A 22907-nucleotide genomic window follows, 5' to 3' on the forward strand; every position below is an offset into this window, starting at 1 on the left:
ATTGATATACTTTACTACAAACCTGAATTAAATTTATCGCCATTTTTCGTGCACCATTGCTTAAGGTAATTTCTCATTTTTAATAATTTGTTTTTGCTTGCATTTTCCTTAGCCAGATTATGCATCTCTCCCGGATCCTTTTTCAGGTCGAACAGTTGCTCACGCAGTAGCCCTTTATTGTAAACGATATACTTAAAATCCTTTGTGATCACCGCTCTTCCACTAATACCCAGCAATTCTTCATTATCGGCGAATTCTGTTTCTATCACCAATGTATCACGAAGTGAAATGTTCGGCTTAATCAATCTTTTACTTAAATCTATTCCTTTCAAATACCCTGGCATCTTTACAGCGGCAAGCCCACAGATTGTTGGAGTCATATCAATGCCATTGCAAACCAGCATATCATCTGTACGGGATTTTATTGACCCATCCAGTTTGGAAATGATAAAGGGGACTTTAGCGGATTCTTCATATAAAATCTGTTTCTGATTCCAGCTATGGCCAGCGTATCCATCGCCATGATCTGCAGTGAAAATGATAATCGTATTCTTTTCTACCCCATATTTTTGAAGAGAACCCAGTAGCATTTCGATATAACTATCCACTTTTTCGACCAAACGGTTGTAAGCCCATCGATATTGACGCCACTGATCTCCGGTCCAGCCTACTGATGGGTAAGTGCGCAAACCAACCGTTTTTTGCTGATCCCTTACAATTTTAGGTTCCAGTTCGGGAATTCGCCAGTTTGAAGGTAAGGGCGGGCACTCCGCTACAGGCGGTGCATTTGAAATGACATCCATCTTTAACGTCTCACCCCTTGCCCACTCGCAAATATCATGGGGATTTAAAAAGGAAGCAACCAATAAAAATGGCTTATCTTTATTTTCCTTAATAAATCTGGCGCAAAAGGATGGCGTTGCGGCATCATTATAATCCAAGAAATTGGTATTTTCTATGTAATTGAATCCATGTTGGCTAACTTTGCTTGTGGGCACAGGCAAGTGCCACTTGCCCACATATCCAGTTTGGTAACCTTCATTTTGAAATATTTTACCCATCATCAGTAGGCTATCTGGCCATTGCCCATCTTTTTCAGGCGCATTGCCAACAAAACCTGTTTCATGAGGCATTTTGCCGCTAAAAATTGAAGAACGCGATGGCGTACACAGAGGCTGCGCACAATAAGCCTTGGTAAAACGAACGCCATTTTTCGCAAGTTTATCCATAGCAAGGGTTTTTAAATATTTATTCCCCGCAGCACTCATGGCTTCAGCAGTCTGCTGATCGGTCATGATGACAAGTATATTGGGCTTGCTATTTTTCTGTTGTGCAATTGCTCTAAAACCTACAACTGCCAAGGCAAGGAAAAATATAAATTTTAAAAACGTACTATTTTTAAAATTGAAAGTTTCTACAATTACTGACATATCAGAATCCAAATTAGGCGTCATTTGAAAAGAATAAGCTCTTTCCATAAAATTAATTGAAACTAAATGCTAATGCCGGATTCATCTTTCCGACTAAATTTTCAGGAACATCCACTACAACTGTCTCACCGTCGATTTTCCATTTTACAGCCTTATCAGTTGCCAGTAACTTTATCTTCGCTCCCCTTTTTGGTATATTACCTTTCCAGCTTAAAGTGGCTGGTAACTTCTCACCTTCTTTGATGCAGACTATGGCATATCTTATCATTCCATCTTTGCTCTGCGTAAACCAGGTCAAATCATCGTTGTATTTCTCGGTTATACGCGTTCCGTAAATCGCTTTACCATTCAATTTAAGCCAATTACCTACTTCTTGTAGCGGCTGCTCAACCTCTTTAGGGAATTCTCCTTCGGGCGTTGGGCCAAAGCCCAATAACATATTACCACCTTTAGCTACTATCTCTGCCAAACTATGGATCACCCAGGCGCTAGATTTGGTTTTCTCTTCCTTGCGATAACTCCAGCTTTTGGTTAATGTAATGCAAGTTTCCCAGGGATCTTTCATCTGAACTTTAGGGATAGATTGCTCAGGTGTTTTAAAGTTCTCATTCGGGCCGTGAATTGTCCTGTCAGCCACTAATATACCTGGTTGTGCGACTCTAGCCATTTTTACGATGCGGTTCATGTCTACATCTTGTGAATATGCTGGATAAGGTGCCCGCCCCCTTTTATCAGTTGCAACTGGATTTTCTAATTCTCCTTTTTTAGGTGAACGTATCCAACCGCCGTCAAACCATAGTACATCTATGTTACCGTAGTTGGTAACGAGCTCATTGATCTGATTGTAGGTAAAATCCTTAAATTTTTTCCAGCGTTCAGGAAATTGATTGGTATTATAATTCACATTTCGGCTGGAAGTCGGTTGGCGATCCCACCAGAAGAAAGAAGAATGCCAATCAGGCTTGGAAAAATAAGCTCCTATCATCATCCCCTGTTTTCGATAAGCCTCAAATATGTATTTGGTTACATCTGCTTTAGGATTATTCTTGAACGGACCGTTGGTTATTTTATAATCGCTTTGTTGGGTATCGAACATATTGAAACCATCGTGATGTTTTGTGGTAAATACGATATATTTCATCCCCGCATTTTTAGATATTTCTGCCCACTTTTCGGGATTGAATTTTACCGGATTAAACTGATTAGCCAAATTCCAATACCATTTTTTATAGGCTTCATAACTCATAGTGGTGTCTCTTTTTGGCCATGACTCCCCACAAATCGGCCAGCTTTCCTGAATTCCAGCTTGCGAATAGATACCCCAATGCAAAATAACTCCAAATTTAAGATCTTGCCACCTATCCAATTTTTTCCGAACCAAAGGATCAGATGGATATTCGTACTGTGCAGAAGGATTATAAATGTCTTCTTGTGCATGGACTAATATCGGAAGACTAAGAAAAAGAAATAATGTTAGTTTTAGCATGATTAAAATCCTGGATTTTGTCTGGTAATATTTTTGTTTACATCCAACTCATTTTGTGGCAGTGGATAAAGTTCATGTTTACCCTTCACAAAGTTTGTACTCGCTACATAAGCATACTGTGAACGTATCGCTTTAACAGCATCCTGGGTTGATTTTATCTTATCTCCAAGTAAATTCCATCTAATCAAATCAGATCTGCGCATACCTTCGAAGCACAATTCCCATGCTCTCTCGTTTTGAATTCTTAGCAGAAATGCATCCTTAGACAATCCTGTTGGTAAATCTACAGTTGCGTTTGTACGCTTGGGTTGTAGGCCAGCCGTTAATACAGCGCCCGTACCTACACCGTTAATGGTAAGGGTTGGTGGTGTTGTATAGCCACTGCCAGAATTTAAAATAGTTACTGCTGAGATTCTTCCAGATGTAATTACGGGTACTGCATAAGCATCAACGCCAGAACCTGTGATGCTAATTGTTGTAGCGGCTGTGTAACCAGTTCCACCCGCAGCAAGTGTAATCGTAATTGCACTTCCCATTGTGTTGGTTCCATAAGCTCTCCTCCTCACCGTATTAATTGCATCGTAAGCTTCTATCGTGGGCCCGTTATTCAATTCATTATCAATCTCTGCTTTCATCAGCAAAACATCTGCATAACGCATGGCAACATAGTTGATGTTAGTGTAGCTTCTTTCCAAAGCTGAGTTTTTCTGATACTCGCGGCTCCACTTCCCAGGTGTCCAGGTTTCATCTTGTCTGGCGGTTAACAGTGGTACACGGCTTCCATTTGCATCCAGGCTGTACCTGGCAATTGAAAAATCACGACGAAGGTCGCCATTATCGAAACTGGTATAAAAAGAGGCTGGAACAAAAACTCTATTTAATGTACTACTATAAAGACCGTTGGCAGTTAAGCCGGCATTAAAATAGCCAAAGCTTGAACTCGAGGTTGTGGTAACGGTGGGCGTGTAGAAAGAAATTTCAAAAAGACTCTCTTTTGGCTCGAAAACCTGCTGCGATTGATTTTTGAAGACCTGGCTATAACTGCTGTTCAATTGGTACAGTCCTGATGCAATCACTTCATTTACCTGCGTTTGGGCTATCTGATAATATTTCGCGTAATCATTTGCCGTTTGCATGGTACCATTTGCCCTTAACGAATATCCCCCAGCAAATAGCGCCACACGTGCCAATATTGCTTTCGCCCCAAATTTGTTAATGCGCTCATCAATTGGAAGAGATGCCGGCAACACGGCAATAGCTTCCTGCATATCCTTCATTACCTGCTCATAGATTACAAAACGATCGGTAAGGGCTAATCTTAAGTCATCTCCGGTAACCGAACTTTTTGTTTTAAATGGTACATCGCCCCAAAGCCGAATCAGTTCTGAGTAGTAAAATCCTCTTAAAAATTTTGCTTCGCCCAACATCCTATTTAGATCAGCTTTTTCAGCAGCCGATCCACTAGTAAACAAATCCATTTGCGGAATACGTTCAATAACCACATTTGCACGATCAATGCCTGCGTATAGCGTTGACCATGTATTGTAAAACATTGAATTTCCAGCCAGGTAATAATAATGCGAAACCTCTCTAAAGTCGTTCACGGTAGTTCCAGGGCTCAAAAACTCGATATCTGTGTCGGCATCAAATACCAATGGAATGTTCCAGGCATAGGTATTTGGACTTTTCATTGCCTCGTAAACACCCAAGGTGGCCGAGTAAGCTTCACTCACAGATCTAAAATAATTTGCTGATGTAAACGCAGAATACGGGGTGGTTTCAATCGATTTTTTGCAGGAAACCAATGGCATCAGTGCAATTAAACCAATCACTAAAATCATTCTGATGTTGATATTTATATTTTTCATTTCGATCGATATTAAAGGGACAAACTTAATCCAGCTACAAAAGATTTTCCTCTCGGATAGGCACTGAAATCTACCCCAGGCGTTAATGGATTATTAATCACGCTTACTTCCGGATCATAACCAGAATAGTTTGTAAATACATGCAGATTATACGCAGTGAAATAGATTCTGGCATTTTTGATTTTTACTTTCTCCAACCATTTCTTTGGAAAGGTATAACCTAAGCTCACATTGTTGATCCTTAGAAAAGAGCCATCTTCTATAGCATATCGGGTTAACCGACCTGCAGTAACACCAGCAATAGAGGCAACTGTATTTTTTCCACTGTTCAATGCTTCTAGTTCCGCAGGATTGGTTACCAATTGCCCTGACGCATTTATATTGGTCCATCTATCGGCCTGAAAAGCAAGATTACTATTGTATTCACCTGTTATGGCCAGATTGTTTTGGATATTGGCATTGTAGATATCATTGCCATAAGTGAAATCCAAAAAGACACTTAGGTCAATTCCCTTATAACTAAAGCTATTGTTAATACCACCCGTGAACTTAGGATTCGCATTTCCGATAACAGTACGGTCAAAATCATTAATCAGGCCATCTGGAGTACCATTCGGACCACTTATATCTGCGTATTTGGCATAACCTGGCTGCACCACGGTTCCATTGTTTACCACACCACTTTTTAATGTATAAGTATTGGTAGTCGAGTTAAAATTAAAATCATTTACCTGATACAATCCATCACCGATGTAACCGTACATGATACCAACAGGCTGTCCAACCTGCAAAATATAATCATTAAAAGAAGTATTATAGCTGCTCACCAGTAACGAATTTTCTTCATTACTCAATTTTAAAACTTTTGTTCTGCTGAATGCAATGTTGAAATTGGTATTCCACTGAAAAGCGGCATTCCGGATATTCACCGTGTTCAGCGTAAATTCGATTCCCTTGCTTGATGTTTCACCAATATTCTGGAGCTGAGTAGTAAATCCAGAACTGGCCGGAATCCGGGTATTGTATAATAGGTCCTTTGAACGGTTATCGTAAATATCTGTTGTAAGGGTTATTCTTTGCTTCCATAAACCTAAATCCAAACCCACATTACGCTGCACTACCGTTTCCCACTTTAAAAATGGATTAGATAAATTAGACTGATAAGCAGTGCTGATAATCTGATTGTTTAAAGGATAATTACCCGTAACAAATGTACTTAGTGAAGCATAGTTTGCAATCCGATTGTTACCAGAACTTCCATAACTCACACGTAACTTTAAATCAGAGAAAATTTTGTTGCCTTCCATAAAAGGTTCCTGTATAATCCGCCAGGCTAATGCAGCCGAAGGAAAATAACCAAATACATTTTCCGATCCGAATTTAGAAGAGCCATCTCTTCTTAAGGAAGCACTCAATAGATACCTGCCTTTGTAGGCATAATTTCCTCTCGCGAAGAAAGAAAGCAATTTATCATCTTCGGCATAAGATGTTGGAAAACCCGCCACAGTACCAGCGCCGAGATTATCAAAACCATTATTAACAGGCGGAAAGCCACTTGCTGATGCTGAAAAATTTTCCAAATAATTATAAATATATTCCTGGCCGATTGAAATATCCATTTTATGGTCTTTCATAAATGTGTTGGCATACGTTAACACATTATTAAAGGAAACGCGTTGGGCGAGTGCATCACTAATGCTTCCGCTAGGTCCACCCGCACGAATCGCCTGAATGTTAGCCGCATCGATGAATGTCTTAATCTTATTGATTTGGCTGGTATAGCTAATCAAACCGTTATAAGTAAGGTGATCGAGAATATTGTACCTTGCAGTTGCACTGGCGTTTAAACTTTTGATTGATTGTTTAATCTGGCGAGAATTGAGCGCAATCAGAGGACTTTGAAAAGCTGGATTCCCCTGGTTATCCAACGGATCAATGGCATCATCCAGTAAATCAAGATCATTGTTATTTTTTCCGTTTATCGGGCGATACTGAAGTAAGGTTTGCAGAAAACTTAACCGGGCATTACCTCCCGTTTGTGTTCCTCCAGTTCCATAAATTGCCTGATTCGAATAATTTACAATGCCTGTCACTACCCCCTTTTTCCCGATATTGTTGGTTACCGTCAGTTTAGCGATATCCTTATTTGCACCGCTATTCAATAATAGTCCATCATTGTTATTTTTGGAATAGAAAAGATTGTATCTGATTTCGCTGTTACCGCCGTTGATGCTAATTTTATGGTACTGGTTCATAACCGTTTTACCTAACACCTCATCTTGCCAGTTTATTCCAGGTCTGTTGCCATAATTGATCTGTAGGGAATCAAAAGAGCCATAGGTATTGATAAATCGCTGAAGCCTGGTGGCATCTCGAACTGAATTTTCGTAAGCATACTGCGCATATTGAAGCGGACTCAATACAGGCAAATATTTGCTTGTAATTCTTGCACCTACGTATCCATCATAGTTTATAGTGGTCTTCCCGCCTTTAAGTTTTTTGGTGGTTACCAAAACCACGCCATTGGCCCCACGGGCGCCATAGATAGCAGTGGCAGAAGCATCTTTCAATACATCAATCGATTCTATGTCCATCGGATCTAAAAAAGCCAACCCTTCCGTTTGTGGTACACCATCCACCACGTATAAAGGTTCGTTACTTTGCGTAATCGAAGTTCCCCCTCTAATTTTAATCGATGGCTCAGCCCCAGGATCTCCGCTACCCACGGTAACCTGCATCCCGGCAATTCTTCCCTGCAATGCCTGGGCAACGTTCTGTACAGGCACTTTAGCAATTTCAGTTCCACTGATGGATGAGACAGACCCTGTTAGACTTCCGCGGGTAGTTTCCTGTCCGTAGCCTGTAACCACAACTTCGTTAAGTGTATTGGATTCGTCCTGCAATTTTGCATTGATATCAGTTCTGTTATTCACACTGATTTCTATCATTTTTGATCCCACGTACCTGTAAACAAGTATGGCATTTGCGGGCACTTTAATTTGATAGGATCCATTTTGTGAAGATATCACCGCGTTCTTCGTGCCTTTTTCGAGAATTGTCGCACCTGGGATTGGTTGGTTAGTTCCATCTCGAACCACGCCTTTTACCGTAATCACAGTTTGAGCTTGCGATACTGCAACTAAGCATAGCAAACATAGCATAAGTACGATTTTTTTCATTTTAGTTAGGTTAGTTTGGTATATATTATTGGTTAGCTATTTAGATATTGTATTTGCCGAAGTTCGATTGCAAATAGTCAATCATTACCGAAAACGAATCTAGGTTTTCGAATTCATTATGAGTTTTAAATTTGATTAAATCAGTATCAAAATTGGTTAATAATGCTGTTAGATGATCATCTTCTGCATAACAGGTTCGGTTGCACCGTATTTTTGAAATACGTTTGCTGCACAGCCCAACAATCCAGCCTTATTACCAAGGCTAGCAGCAACAATTTGGGCAGCACCTGGTCCTGTGGGTATGGCCAATGCCAATACCCGTTTTTCAATCTCTTTGGTATAAAAGGAACCAGACTCACTAATGCCCCCACCAATAATTACTTTTTGTGGATTGAACAGATTGATAAAACTTACAATTCCTGTAGCCATGTAATCGAAATGAGATTCCATCACTTCCATCGCCTCACTTTCCCTCAACATGTACCGACTAACGATATATTTAGCATCAACATGATCAGGAGCGTCTTTACTAATAGCTTGATAGTGATTGACCATTGCAGTAACAGAAGCATAGGCTTCCAAACATCCCCTGGCCCCACATGCACAGGCCTTACCTTTATGATTTACGATGATATGCCCCAGTTCGGTTCCCCTGTTCTTAAACCCACCGTAAAGTTTACCATCAATTAATACAGCGCCTCCTATTCCGGTACCCACAGTAATAAATACCGCGTCACTACAGTCTTTCGCTGCACCGTAGGTGAGCTCACCGAGCCCCATAAGGTTTGCGTCATTATCAATGATGATGTTTTTTCGCGTAATCAGTTTTAAAATATTCCCCAGCTCTACATTTCTAAACCCCGGTAGATTGATTCCACCTGCAATTACTATATTATCCTCAATGATACCGGGAAATCCTACACCAACCCCAAGAATGCTATCAGCATATCTTTTGGTACAATCATTAATTACTTCGGTCATGTGGCCGATTACAGCACTGTGTGTTTTAACGTTTTTCAGCGAAACAGTTGTTGTATATAAAATTTCACCATGGGCATTTACAACTCCGCACTTGATGGAAGATCCGCCAACGTCTATACCTATTGCATTTAAATGGTTCATATTAAAACAGTTATTTAGGTTGAGATAATTTATGATTAGTATACCCTTGCGGTATTGAACATAATCAAACCCTAAAGTACATGCATTTCGAAACTTATACTTTCAATTTTAGCCCAAAGTATTTAGGTTTTGTACAATAATTACAATTGGTAGATGAGAAAAATCTAACCAAAGCATGCGTTTTTAAAGCTTTCCATTGAAAACCCTTTTTGATCAAAATCTAAAGCATTTTAACGAAAATCGAAATCGGAAACCGTTTGCCTGGCCTAACTTCACAATTGCTTATTAAGCAGTTTATTTAACCAGCAAAAATATAAATCTCTCTGATGAAAAAAGTCCTTAACATATTCCTTATTAGTGCATGCAGCTTTAAAAGTTACGCACAACAAGAAATGCAGTGGTTTTCCAAAGCAACACAAGTAGTCGAGTTTCAACTAAAGAAAGCTGCAAATACCTACAGGCCGGGAAAAAATCCGCGTTCGGTTAATCCCGATGGAACCGTAAGGCTGGCTCCGTACAAAGACTGGACAACCGGATTTTTTCCAGGCTCGTTATGGTATGGCTATGAACTTACGGGAGATAAAACGCTGGCAGCTGATGCCAAACGATTTACTTTAGCCTTAGATTCGGCAAGGTATATCACCAATACCCATGATGTTGGTTTTATGCTTTACTGTTCTTATGGAAATGCGTATCGCATCACTGGAGACAAAGAATATCTTCCAGCACTGAAAGATGGCGCAAAGCATTTATTGAACCGTTTCGATCCTAAAATCGGAGTGATCAGATCATGGGACTTCGCCTGGTGGAATTATCCGGTTATTATTGATAACATGATGAATTTGGAATATTTATATTGGGCTTCAGACATTTTAAAACAGCCCAGCTATGCCAACGCCGCCAATGCCCATGCATTAACCACTATAAAAAACCATTTCAGGAAAGATTTTAGCTCTTATCACGTTGTAGATTATGATCCGAAAACAGGTAAGGTTATTCGAAAGGCAACACACCAAGGTTTGACTGATGAATCGGCTTGGGCCCGCGGACAAGCATGGGGATTGTATGGATACGCCATGTGCTATGCCAATTCAAAAGACGAGAGATTTTTGGCTCAGGCCGAACATATTGCATCTTTTATCATGAATCACCCAAAAATGCCAAAAGATAAAGTACCCGCCTGGGATTTTGATGTCCACAATGCACTGGACACCGCAGAGCGAGCGCCGAGAGATGCTTCGGCTGCAGCAGTAATTGCTTCTGGATTATTGGAACTGAGCACTCAGGTTAAAGATGGCCAGAAATACTTCACCTATGCGGAAGATATATTGAAATCACTTTCATCTGATGATTATCTAGCGAAACCTGGTGAAAACAAATATTTTATTTTAAAACACAGTGTTGGTGCTTTCCTTTATAATTCAGAAATTGATACCCCACTTGATTATGCAGATTATTATTATCTGGAAGCACTGACACGATATAAAGAAATCAAGAAAATTGATTTGCAATCAATTAAAAAACCTTAGTCATGAAATTAAATATTTTCATCATTCTCACCATCGTTGCAGTACCCTTTGTAAGTTTAAGGGCTCAGGAAAGCCCTATTTCAAAAGAAGACTTCATTGATATTAATCTGACCTATCCAGGGTTAGAGAAAGTAAATCAACGCTTTCAGTCCAAGCAGTACGTTGAAGCTGCTCAAGAACTGTTAAGCTATTATCGCAACCGAAAAACTATTCGCCATCCTGAATTCAATATTGGAGATGAGCAGCGTTTCAGAGGAAAATCTATAGGGAATGCGAATCAGCAAAAGGCAGATAACGCATTGTTGCACAAATTTCAACCCCACAAGGGATATGGTTTTTTTGATTATGGACAAGATATCAACTGGCAACTTTGGCCGGTTAAAGACAATGAGGTAAAATGGCAGCTGCATCGTGTATACTGGTGGCAAGCAATGGGTTTGGCTTATCGAAGCAGCGGTGATGAGAAATATACCAGGGAATGGGTTTTTCAGTTCCGTGACTGGGTAAAGAAAAATCCATTAGGTTTATCGGCAGATAATGATGCCTACGCCTGGAGGCCGCTTGAAGTTTCTGAAAGAATACAAAGCTTACCTGGAACTTTCAATTTATTTCTATCATCATCTGAATTTACGCCAGCATTTTTAATGGAATTTTTAAAGTCTTTCCATCAGCAAGCAGATTATATTCCACAACATTATTCTGAAGAGGGAAATCACCTGTTATTCGAAGCACAAAGGATATTGTTTGCAGGGTCATTTTTCCCTGAGTTTAAAGCATCGCCATTCTGGAGAAAGAGCGGTATTGATGTTTTAAATACCGAAATCAAAAAACAGGTTTATGCCGACGGTGTGCAATATGAGTTATCCCCGGCCTACCACGTCGCATCCATCGATATTTTTCTTAAAGGTTACAATGCAGCAAAAATGGCCGGGGTTGAAAGTGAGTTTCCTGAAAGTTTTAGCGAAACCATTGAGCGTATGATCATGGCCAATATTGATTTCTCATTCCCGGATTATAATGCGCCGATGTTTGGCGATTCCTGGATTGCTGACAAGTCTGGAAGAATAAAATTGTATCAGGCCTGGGCTAAAAGCTTTCCGAAGAATAAAGTAATCCAATATTTTGCCACAGAAGGAAAAGAAGGAGAACTTCCTGATCACCTCTCTCACGCATCAAGCAATGCAGGTTTTTATACGTTCAGGAATGGGTGGAATAATCAATCGACAGTAATGGTTTTGAAGGCAAGCCCACCGGGAGAATTCCATGCACAGCCTGATAATGGAACCTTTGAACTTTATGTGAAAGGTAGAAATTTTATGCCTGATGCTGGCGCTTTTGTCTACAGCGGCGATGCAGAAATTAATAAACTTCGTGAAGAGTACCGCCAAACCAAAATGCATAATACACTTACTTTGAATGATCAGAATATGGTGATTACAAATGCTAAGCAAAATAAATGGAAACTGGGTAAAATGATGGATGTATTGACATTTACCAACCCCAGTTATAAGGATTTAGATCATAAGCGAACTGTTCTTTTCATTGATAAAAAATATTTCATCATTATTGATAGAGCAATCGGTTCTGCAACAGGAAAACTGGATGTACGCTTTCATTTGAAAGAAGATGCCAAACCAGTTTACGATAAATCAAAAAACCTTGTTTATACCACTTATAATGATGCTAACAACTTGTTGATCCAATCACTCAATTCAGATAAAGTGACTTTGTTGGAAGAGCAAAGTAAAGTTTCTTACGAGTATAGAAAAGAAATGCCTCGACCAGCGGTAGCTTTCCAAAAACGGAAGGTAGATTCAACAACACAATATTTCATCAGTGTGATTTACCCTTTTACTGGTAAAAAAGCACCAGAAATAACAATGAAAGAAAATACTGGAAATGACTTTGTCCAAGGTAAAATAGATTTCTCATTGATGATAAACGGAAAAGGTCAGAACATTAAAACCAATATTAATCAGTAGAGATTATTTGTTCTACCTTATTATAAACTCAATCTAACCATAGGCACCTATGAAAAACGTAAATATTATATCGCCGAAATATCTGATATTTTTTACACTAATAGCGGTGTCTTGTAGAAAAGAAAGCATTGTTGACAGCCAAGGTAGTGTTCAAACACTATCTTTGAGTAATAAAAACAATGTTAAAAAAGCGGGTGATATATTTAATAATGGCGACACTATCTTAAATGTAAATTACGAAACTGGTACCTTTGATTCAGGAATTACAGGTTTGACGGCTACGCATGCGAGTGCTGCAGATGCCGCCTACATGATCAACCCAGCAGGAAATGGTAGCGGTTATGCCATTGCGCACAAAATAGTTTATGGCGATACCACCTATAATTCTGATGGAAACATAAGAAGTGAAAGTGATGCAATAGCTATACAGCAGGCAAGGTTTTTTCCTGGCGATGAACGTCGTTACGAATTCAGTATTTTATTAAAGGACTGGACGCCCTGGGTTTCCGGGCCAACCTACGAAACAACTATCTACCAACTTAAAGTATCAGGCAATTCTACATCCGGATCTGGTGTTCCATTACAATTTCGAACAGCAAGAAATGCAATGCGTTTAAGATATGAAGGTTCTACCTCTATTAAAGACATTATTACTGATTTGCGTCCATATGTAAATCAATGGTTAAATTTCAGGGTAGATGTACTATGGGCAAACAATAATACAGGCTATATGAAAACCTATATGAAGCTTCCAGGACAAACAAGTTATACCATGGTTGACGAAAAAACGAACTATCACACGTTTGCCGGCGATGTAAGTATTGGAAATGTAGGTTACATTAAATGGGGAGTTTATGTAACTCAAGCGCCTTTAACGCGTATTGCTTACCATGATAATATCAGAATTATCAAGTTGCCGCTACAATAGGATACCCCATCCAATAGAACTAGAAATTGATCTTTTTGGCTAAACAAATTAAACTGATTTCGAAATTATTCTAATCTACTTTAAGGAAAAATAAATCCAAAAGCCCTCGACAAAAAGATGAACTTAGGGCCAACAGAAATGCTACTTAAAAATACCATCCGGTAGTATCGCAGTCCAGGATTTAGGAAAACTTTTAATACCAAAGATTTCGGCTATTACTCTCGAAGTGTTTCTGTTACTGTTATAAATTTGAGCAATACCCGAGTTTTTTATTTTGGGTCCGGTAATTGCCCAGGGAATTTGCATTTCCTCCATACTCACACCTCCGTGGCCAGTTCCTTTACCGCCGTGATCAGTGATAAGTAAAAAATATGTATCCCGGGCCAGATTATTCACTTCCAATTTCTTAACAAATTCACCAATAGCCTGGTCTGCTTCTTTAACCGCCTCAATGTATTCGTTAGACATCCACTTAAAGCCATGCCCAGCATGGTCAATTCTCACACTATATAAAAAAACGAGTTGTGGACTTTTTTTGTTATCCAGAATAAATTGCCCGGCTGATTTATAGTTATCAGCAAATCCATCTTTCTCTTCGAATGAGGCTACATCTAAATATTTTTTATTCATCGAATTGATTAACTCAGCCCAATTGTAGTAAAATGCAGTTTTAATCCCTGGTTTAGCATCTTTCAAAATCTTGAAAATGGAAGGAAAATATCCCTCACTGTCTACATCCGAAGCCTGAAGCTCGTGCTTATTTAAGGTCCAGCTGTTACTGGTAACACCATGTTCTTCAGGACCAGATCCAGAAAAATGGCTAGTCCAGTTTGGAAGCGTTACGGATGGCATTACCGGTCTGGTATCCAGAGAAATGAGTCCTTTAGCAAAAAGTTTATCAATGTTTGGATGTGGTATTTTACTAAACGCTTCAGATGAAAAGCCATCTAAACCGATAATGACTACACGTTGGCCAAAAACTGTTGATACAGATGTCATGAAAAAAATCAACAGAATAGATACAATTTTTAGAGATTTCATATTTTTAAAATTTACATTGAACAAAACCTACCTCTTATTCACAAAACGGACTGCCCAGACACTTATTGAAGATAATATACATAAAACGGAAATAATGATGAAGATACTATTTGTACTTCCGGTGATATCGATAGCATAGCCCAGAATTGGTTCTCCAAATGCAGCGAACATATATCCTGTCATATTCATAAAACCTATGCCGGTACCCGTTAAATTACTACCCAACAAATCCGGACTTAGTGGCCAGAAGCATGCCTGTGGGCCATAAACAAAGAAACCAGCAAGCAACATCAGCGTGCCTCCCAAAACCAGATTGTGCACAGGTGAAATGTAAACTAATCCTGCAATGAAAGCGCTCACCAGCATCCCAAAGGCGATGGCTTTTATCCTGTCTTTTTTAAATATGCTGTCAGAGAGCATGCCAAAGGTTAGTGCACCGGCCGCCATTCCTACAGGCAATAGGAATGTTACCCATAAGTTTCCCGGATTTTCTTTCCAATTTCCTCCCAGATAATGAACAGGAACCCAAAATATAAGTCCGTATCGTGCCATACTTTCAAAGCCGAAGGCAAGTGTGGCAATCATAAATTTCTTATTACCCAATACTTTGCGATAACGCTCCACCCAGCTTAACTCGTCTTCTTCTTTGATCACTTTTCTCGAAGTCTTTTCGGGTTTATCTCTGGCAATAATCATAAAAGCAGTGGCCGAAATCAGCAGTAAAAGTACAGGAAGGCGAAATAGCATTCTCCATTCATATCCTTGTTGTAACAAGATGATGGAAAGCAAATAGGTTACCACAGAGGAAAGACCAGCAGCCATTGTATAAAATCCAAATGCCTTGCCACGTTCCTCTTCACTCCACCAGTTATTAATCAGTTTAGCACCGGGTGCCCATGCCATCGACTGAAAGTAGCCGTTCAACGCCCATAAAATCATGATTAAGGTTGGATTGCTAGAAAAGCTTATTGCAACATTGGTCATAATGGAAAGGTATGCACCAGTAGTGACCATAATTCTTGCACTAAGCCGATCAGCAAGATTGCCATTAATCAGCTGACCTATTGAATAACCAATTAACATCGCGAAACTAATCCAACCGATTGTTGCATAAGGAATATTCAAATCTGAAGCCATTCCCTTTGCTGCCCATCCGAAATTGTGCCTGCCGGTGTAGAAGAACAAGTAGCAGAACATGGTAATAAGCAACATTTTCCATTGCTGAACCCGGAATTTTTTATCCATTATAAATTGATTTTTAAATCTTCCAGATTAATTCCCACCCGGAGTGGCTTATGTTCTACCGCATAGGCAAAAGCTTCATCAGCTTGATATAGATTAAACTCTTTTGCAACAACATCCTTAAAAGGGTAATCATCATGATGATGGTTGATGAATTCTACCGCGGAGATAAAATCATCATAGTTGTAATTGTGGAGCCCTTTGATCGTAATTAGTTTGCGGATGATTGACTCGGGGTCCAGTTGTAGTTTTCTGGTTTTGAATACAGCTCCGATCCAGATGGCTGTTCCCCCAATAGCTAAACTTCCCAAACTGTTTTCCATGGCTTCAACTGAACCACTCATATCGAAGGCGATATCAATTGATTCGGGAAGAGCACTTGATCCGTCGTTCAATAAATGCACATCTGTCGCCCCGAACTTTCTCGCTACTCTTAACCTTGCATCATTTATATCTGCCATGTGAATGGCTTTTGCACCATGCTCACTACACATTGCGGAACAGACCATTCCTAAAAGGCCGCTGCCCGTAATAAGGATATTTTTGTTCTTCAAATCTCCGGCAAGCCTTAGCGCACCAGATACAGTTGCCACTGCACAGTTAATTATTGCAGCAACGGCTAAAGGCACATCAAGATCAACTTTTAAAACAGCTGTGCCTGGTTTGAGTATGCAGTGGGTTGATAATCCACCATGCAATGAATCTTCTGTTGTGATCTGGGCATGGCCATATTTAAACAGTTTGTCTCCTTTTTGCGGCATTCCCAACTTCGACATTTCCGAATCAGGATCTGAAGAAAATATACTCCAGGTTACTCGGTCACCCTTTTGAAGAAGATTACCCAAGTGATCTTGCTGGGAATGTTTATGTGAAAACGATACGATCTCTCCAACAATTTCATGTCCAAGAACAGTGGGAACCTTTTCGTGCCTTAAGCCACAATAAGTATGCAGGTCACTTCCACATATTGTAGTATAAAGATTTCTGATCAAAATCTCCCCATCTCCAAGTTTTGGGATTTCTCTTTCCAAAATTTCCATGGGCTCTCCATGTCCACTAAATGCGGCTAGCTTCGCATAACTCATTGTTATTTTTTTAAAAGTTTAAATGTTTTAGCATCTATTGAGAATGCTGATGCCTGATGTTCTTTTGCATTGCGGCTTAAGATGTTATCCACAAAAAAATAGGTTGCTTTAAATTCTGTTTTACTTACCTGAGCGATAAAATAGCCGTGACTCTTGATATCCCCAAACACTAAATGGGGGTTGATAGTTGAATCGGCCAGCATGTTTTCAAACTCAATTATTTCTTTATTCTCTTTCCTATCTCCGTTTTTTGAAGTGATTGAGGGAGTTAACAATTCCCATGCAATGGGTTTTTGAGTATATGGCTTGGTGTAGTTCATAAATTTTTCCTCTTTGTTGACAGCCAAGACGAAGGATTCATGATGATCACCGGTAAGAAAAATAGTATTGCCTGAAACTTCCTGATTCAGAAGATCGAGTATCCTAGCCCTTTCATAGGGGTAGCCCAGCCACCAGTCATTATATTTAGGAAGTTTAAAGCCATCAGCCACAGCATAACCAGAGAACATCACTTGATTTGCAATGAGTTTCCATGTTGCTTTACTGTTTTTTAGTTCATCAGCAAGCCAGTTGAACTGGCTTTTACCCAAAATAGCTCGATCCGAATCCCTAAACTCTTTTTCACTGCTTTCCATCTGTCTGGTTCTGCCAGCAATGCGTTCATCCATGAGATAAAGGGAAATATCATTTCCAATTTCAAATTTCCTACGTATCTGGCTGGCATTTTTTGCCCGTACAGGCATCCACTCCAGATAGGCCTGAATAGCCGTTTTTTTCCTTAGTGTCCAAGGGCCTTCCTTTTCCTGATGGTTTTTAGCACCATCCTTATATGCATCATTGGCCAGCTCGTGGTCATCCCAAATTAAATAGAAAGGTTTCTGCTGATGGAGGACCTGTAAATCAGGATCTGTACGGTACTGCGCATATCTGGTTCTGTAATCCTGCAAGGTGAGCACTTCATGTCTGGGTGAATTTATTCTACCCGATTCAGGATTGCCATATTCTCCAGTACCGTATTCATAGACATAATCCCCAAGGTGAAGTACAAGATCTACCTCTTCTTTTGCTGCCAGAAAACGAAATGAATTGAAATATCCGTCTTCCCAGTTACTGCAGCTCACTACAGCCATTGAAAAAGTGCCACTATCCAAAGAATTTGGAAGGGTCTTTGTCAATCCGATCGGAGAAACCTGCCCATCATAAATAAAACGGTAATAATACCGATTCCCTGCACTGAGTCCTTTAACATCAACCTTCACAGTATAATCTGCCTTGGCTGATATAAGCTTCGTTCCTGTTGCAACCAATTGTTTAAATTCCAGATCTTGCGAAACTTCCCATTTGACAACTTTTCTCTGAGGATCAGAAATAGAAATCCTTGTCCAGATGATCACCCTATCCTGCAAGGGGTCACCGGAGGCTACCCCATGCAGAAAACAGTTGCTGTAAGGTTTTCCCGCCCCGGAAAGCATCACCGGAAGAGGAATAAGCAGCGCTGTGGTGAGAATAAATTTTCTTCTGGAAATTTTTACATGCATTAGAATTGGAATTCAAATATGTCTTTGTATACATTATAAACCGGATGAGCGGTAGTGTACTCTTTAACAACTAGCGTCGAGTTTGCTTTTGAGGCATTTTCATCTAGTTTAAGGTTTGTAGAGCCTGTCAAGGTATAATATGCACTGATCCCGCTAAAGGCAAAAGTTAAATTTTTCGCGTGCGTCGGCTTGCCATACTTCATCACGCCGATGTTATTAAATATGCTCAGAGGCCTAGTCGACTGATAAGAATTTGTCTTAGCCATCAATCGGAAGTGCTTCAATCCGGAAGTGTTCGAAGCGTAGATGCGTTCCAGCTCTGAAAACAATTTAGACCCGAAATTGTCCGTTTTTTGATGGTACATATTTACTTTGAGGTAACGGTCTCCGCTGGTAGTAGCCATCTGGGAGACGTATTTCGCTACAGGGTTAAAGTTGACATCCCAGGCATTGCCCTGAACCGCAGCACTATCTGCCTGCCCAGCTACATAGGTTCCCGCTGGTGATAGTGGTATCGGGGTGAAGTAGCTGCTAAAATGATAGTCATCATAATTTAAACCATTGGATGCATGAAGGTTTCTTACTGCAGCATGGAAGTTAGCCTGATTTGAATTATTCTCATAAATAAGCTCGAAGTATTTATTAAAAGACTCCATCAGCTCGGCATGTCCGTTGATAAGCATCCCAGACTGAACCCAGTCCTTCCCTGTCGGAATGCCGGTAGTTGCATGATCATCCACATTCCCGGTTGTACTAAGAACCGAATTTAAAACATCGACACCGTCTCCGGCATAATGACTAACGGTCATATATTTTGCATGCATCTGCTGATAAGCTTCAGGTCCCCAGCTAACCTTTCGCATCCTCAGATAATCTCTTACTTTTTTTGTAGGATCGCTCGTACAAGGATCTTCCATAAAGCCATTAATATAATTGAACACACTTTCTGAAACATCGAACTGGTAAACAAAATCAACTTTTACCTGGTTGAGCGCTGCTTTGACAATAGAATAAATTAATTTTTCCGAGCTCTCCCCACCATGATCGTTTCCTTTTACAAATCCATAAGAAGCATCCGTTGGATTAAAGCCGACATAAGAGTTGAAGCCGATTTTATACATGGCAAACTTTACTCGTACATCAGTTGCCGGATGGGCACTTTTATAGGCGATTGCCCTGTTCAACAGATCTCCATATTTAAAAATCGGGCTATTTTTGGTGTCCCCAACGTTCCTGGAATAAGCTTTAACCCTTACCGAGCGGCCATCATAATTAAAGGTTGTTTCTTCGGAAACTGAGGCTAGTCCCAGTGCTGAACGATTGGCTGCCATGGCATATTGGCCTGATTTAATGACCATGGTTTCTGATTCTTTTTTTTCGCTGACCGGGCTAAGAGAAATGAGCTCATTTTCCTTGCAAGAGCAGATTACGAATACAGTTAGAACGATTATTGAAATATATAATTTTTTCATTTTTTAATGCTCTTAATGTTAAAAACTCCAGTTTACACCAACCCTGCCCCTTGCTGAATAATATTCAACCTGCTCGGGTCTGCTCTTAACGCCATGATAGTATCTAAGCGGCGCATTTGTCAGGTTATTGGCATCCACAAAAAGCGTGATGTTTTTGGGGAAATTATAAGACATATTCACATCTAAGTGAAAATCCTTATCCTGGTAACGATCTGCGCCGTTGTTATCCCTAATTTCCACCAGAAAAGCCTGGCGATAATTGGCAGCTATACGAAATGAAAAGCGGTCTTTTTCATAAAATATCGCTGCATTTACAATATTGGGCGATTGATTTAATAAGCCAATCTTTTCACCTGGCCTGTCATCAAGTGTTGTTTCAGACTTTGTGTAAGTATAATTAAGGTTAAGACCTAAACCACTTAAAATTCCTGGCAAAAAAGTAAACTTCTGATTATAGCCTAATTCAATACCGTATAACTTAGCATTTTCAGCATTCAGTGGCTGCGAAACTTGGTAATTGGCCGTAACCCCTTCAATTGTCTGGCTTTGGGTAAACGATTGAGAATACACTGCATCTTTAATACTTTTGTAGAACAATCCGCCCGTTAGGTAGCTGGTTCCATTAAGATAATAGCTCCCGATCAAATCATAATTCCACGAAAACGTTGGACGTAAATCTGGATTTCCAAGTGCTATTGTGAGCGTATTAGGATTTACACGCGTCGTGGGACTAATCTCATTAAAAGCAGCTCGTGCAAAAGTTCTGGTTACAGCTGCCCTGATGTCAGCCTTTTCAATAGGTTTATAGATGAAGTGAAGCATTGGAAGTGCGGCAGGAACATTTTTGCTACCCGATACTGGACTTACTTTTTTAGTGATATCATTGTAGATATAGCTGTCGGTTTTGTTTGACGTATATTCATACCTTAAGCCACCCACCATTTTGATTTCTGTATTCAGGTCCCATTCTCCCATAACATACCCGGCCCCAACTTTTTCAACAGCATCATAATTACCGGCTGCATAAGAAGAATTGGTAGCATCGTTTGCAGTATAGGTAAGGTTTTGGGCAACCGATGGGATGCTGTAAGGATTAATAAATGAGCCAACTGTTGGATAATCAAACTTCAGGTTATCATAAGCATTATTAAGCTCTGGAAACCAATTTTTTGTTGGAAATTGCTCTCTTTCCCATAACGGAAGATAAGCTTTAGCTGCAGTGGTTTTGTAAACCCAGGTTTGATACCTGTAATCATATTTACTGCTTTTATACCTGAATTTACCGCCAAACTTCACAAGCAGATTATTTGTTGCCTGGTATTTGAAATCGAGGGCAGCAACCTTGTCGCTTTCGGTAATATTTCGGATTGATGTGACAAATCTATCTAAATAATAGTTATCAGGATTGTACGGAGTAGTAGCAGAAAAATGGGGCTGGATGTTTTCCGGATCATCCCCTTGGTACCCTTGAGGGCCATCACCTTGCAAAAACTTATAGTCCTTACCGCTAATATTTACCAGATTATCATATTTTACCGATTGTACCCAGTTTCCATAATAATAGCCTCGATTTTCTTTGGTTGCCGAAGATGGTCCTTTATAGCCGGCCCATGATTTATACCATGCCAGTCGAGCATTCATGCTCAGTTTTGAGCTTAATGCAGATTCAATACCTGTTTCGCCTCCATAATTTTTAAAATAATAATCCACAACATTCCATCTCAGTACAGCGTTGTTTGTTGCCCGATCAAAGTAGTGCATCGTTTTACGGTTTCTTTCATTGTCAAGCAGTTCAGTGTAATATCCTCGGGCGTACCACTTTGTTCCCGGTGCAAGGGCATAGTCCAGAGAGGCATTCAAGGTTTTGTTGGTCCTGGTTCCCTGATAATTTCTCACATCAAGGGTTGTTACATTATGAAGTTGATTACCATAAATTACCTCGTAATCATCTGTTGCGTAGGTACGTTGATTAATACTCCCCAAAACTAAAAATCCAAGTTTGTTATTGAGCAGGCGATCCCCATATAATACGCTTCCGTTGTATCCAAACTTGTCATTTGGACGTTCCGCATACGGAATAGCACCCATTACACGAAAAGTTCTTTTTTCCGGAGATGTCCTGGTGATGAAATTGATAGTTCCACCGATCGCATCCCCCTCATAATCAGGTGTTATCGCCTTAACGACTTGTATATATTGGATCAGCTCTGCAGGGAGGATATCCATCGGAACAGTCCTATTACCAAGAAGATCTCCTGATGTTTTCGCAGCAGGCATACGGTCGCCGTTTATGGTTGTTGAGCTCCATTGCGAAGGTGTACCACGTACAGTTACGTATCTGCCCTCGCCCTGATCTCGGTCTATGCTTACTCCAGCAATTCGTTGTACCGCTTCAGCTGCATTAATGTCAGGCAGCTTGCCAATCGCATCGGCACTGGCAACATCCATTATGGCGGTAGCATTTCTTCTCATTGCAACTGCTTTTCGTTCTCCGGCACTATACATCCCCTTAACCACAACCTGTTGCAGGTCATTTCCAGAACTTAGTTTGATATTTCCAAGTAGGGATACTTTATTGTTTATGATGCTGACGGTTGTATCTTTCGTACTATAGCCGACCATGGAGATGGACACTTTATAATCTCCTGCTGGAAGAGAAATGGAGAATGAGCCATCAAGACTTGAAATGGTTTTTGATTTTGTGTTCTGAATATTAATCGTTGCATATGGTAGCGGTCCGGACTGATCGCTAACCGTTCCTCTTAATGTCCCTTGTGCAAAAGCCATTGTGAAGTTTGCACATACGAAAGCGATGATAATGTATAAGTTTTTCATGATTCTTAGATATTACAACGTCTATTAATCATTGAAATAATCTCATGAATTTCATGCCCGTTATAGTTCTGTTTGATCAGGGCTGTTTTTTCTTGTGTTAAGGGAATGTTTTCCATAACTTTGTTGAATGATTGTGATTTAAATTGATTGGACTCGATTTTTATTTCAGT

The 22907-nt window shown here is 40.0% G+C and carries 14 protein-coding genes; 3 read left to right on the forward strand and 11 right to left on the reverse strand.

Annotated features, from left to right (window positions below):
* Window positions 1-14 precede the first annotated feature (14 nt).
* From ACZZZK_RS05930 to ACZZZK_RS05950, 5 genes are all read right to left on the reverse strand, one after another.
* A complete protein-coding gene (locus tag ACZZZK_RS05930) occupies window positions 15-1478 on the reverse strand; it encodes a sulfatase family protein (protein ID WP_463483341.1) in 1464 nt (487 codons plus the stop codon).
* 4 nt (window positions 1479-1482) lie between these two features.
* Window positions 1483-2916, reverse strand: coding sequence for an alpha-L-fucosidase (locus tag ACZZZK_RS05935; RefSeq protein WP_463483342.1), 1434 nt, complete (start codon window positions 2914-2916; stop codon window positions 1483-1485).
* Between the two features lie 2 nt (window positions 2917-2918).
* Entirely contained in the window at window positions 2919-4784 is a 1866-nt protein-coding gene (locus ACZZZK_RS05940; protein WP_463483343.1) for a RagB/SusD family nutrient uptake outer membrane protein, read from the reverse strand.
* 11 nt (window positions 4785-4795) lie between these two features.
* The gene (locus tag ACZZZK_RS05945; RefSeq protein ID WP_463483344.1) at window positions 4796-7963 is read right to left on the reverse strand and encodes a SusC/RagA family TonB-linked outer membrane protein; all 3168 of its coding nucleotides are present in this window, start codon (window positions 7961-7963) and stop codon (window positions 4796-4798) included.
* A gap of 168 nt (window positions 7964-8131) precedes the next feature.
* Window positions 8132-9085: an ROK family protein gene (locus ACZZZK_RS05950; RefSeq protein ID WP_463483345.1), complete on the reverse strand. Its 954-nt coding sequence runs from the start codon at window positions 9083-9085 to the stop codon at window positions 8132-8134.
* Between the two features lie 326 nt (window positions 9086-9411).
* Here ACZZZK_RS05950 and ACZZZK_RS05955 point away from each other — a divergent pair, with 326 nt between their 5' ends.
* Genes ACZZZK_RS05955 through ACZZZK_RS05965 form a run of 3 tightly spaced genes read left to right on the forward strand, consistent with a single transcriptional unit; the run spans window position 9412 to window position 13524 of the window.
* A complete protein-coding gene (locus ACZZZK_RS05955) occupies window positions 9412-10614 on the forward strand; it encodes a glycoside hydrolase family 88 protein (protein ID WP_463483346.1) in 1203 nt (400 codons plus the stop codon).
* Between the two features lie 2 nt (window positions 10615-10616).
* A complete protein-coding gene (gene hepC, locus ACZZZK_RS05960; RefSeq protein WP_463483347.1) occupies window positions 10617-12596 on the forward strand; it encodes a heparin-sulfate lyase HepC in 1980 nt (659 codons plus the stop codon).
* Between the two features lie 49 nt (window positions 12597-12645).
* Complete coding sequence (locus ACZZZK_RS05965; RefSeq protein ID WP_463483348.1) at window positions 12646-13524, forward strand: heparin lyase I family protein; 879 nt, start codon at window positions 12646-12648, stop codon at window positions 13522-13524.
* Window positions 13525-13665: 141 nt separating this feature from the next.
* On the opposite strand, the gene ACZZZK_RS05970 is transcribed toward ACZZZK_RS05965, so the two are convergent.
* The 6 genes from ACZZZK_RS05970 to ACZZZK_RS05995 are packed head-to-tail and all read right to left on the reverse strand — an operon-like array spanning window position 13666 to window position 22737.
* A complete protein-coding gene (locus ACZZZK_RS05970; protein WP_463483349.1) occupies window positions 13666-14565 on the reverse strand; it encodes an alkaline phosphatase family protein in 900 nt (299 codons plus the stop codon).
* A 27-nt stretch (window positions 14566-14592) separates the two neighbouring features.
* On the reverse strand, window positions 14593-15810 hold the full coding sequence (locus ACZZZK_RS05975) for an MFS transporter (RefSeq protein ID WP_463483350.1): 1218 nt from the start codon (window positions 15808-15810) through the stop codon (window positions 14593-14595).
* Entirely contained in the window at window positions 15810-16892 is a 1083-nt protein-coding gene (locus ACZZZK_RS05980) for a zinc-binding dehydrogenase (protein WP_463483351.1), read from the reverse strand. Before ACZZZK_RS05980 ends, ACZZZK_RS05975 begins: the two co-directional genes overlap by 1 nt.
* Before the next feature lie 2 nt (window positions 16893-16894).
* On the reverse strand, window positions 16895-18430 hold the full coding sequence (locus tag ACZZZK_RS05985) for an alkaline phosphatase D family protein (protein ID WP_463483352.1): 1536 nt from the start codon (window positions 18428-18430) through the stop codon (window positions 16895-16897).
* Window positions 18430-19902: a hypothetical protein gene (locus ACZZZK_RS05990; RefSeq protein ID WP_463483353.1), complete on the reverse strand. Its 1473-nt coding sequence runs from the start codon at window positions 19900-19902 to the stop codon at window positions 18430-18432. The genes ACZZZK_RS05985 and ACZZZK_RS05990 overlap by 1 nt, the downstream gene beginning before the upstream one ends.
* Before the next feature lie 18 nt (window positions 19903-19920).
* Window positions 19921-22737 (reverse strand): TonB-dependent receptor, encoded by a 2817-nt coding sequence (locus tag ACZZZK_RS05995; RefSeq protein ID WP_463483354.1) that lies wholly within the window; start codon window positions 22735-22737, stop codon window positions 19921-19923.
* Window positions 22738-22907 lie beyond the last annotated feature (170 nt).

Source organism: Pedobacter sp. AC163 (genome assembly GCF_979258665.1).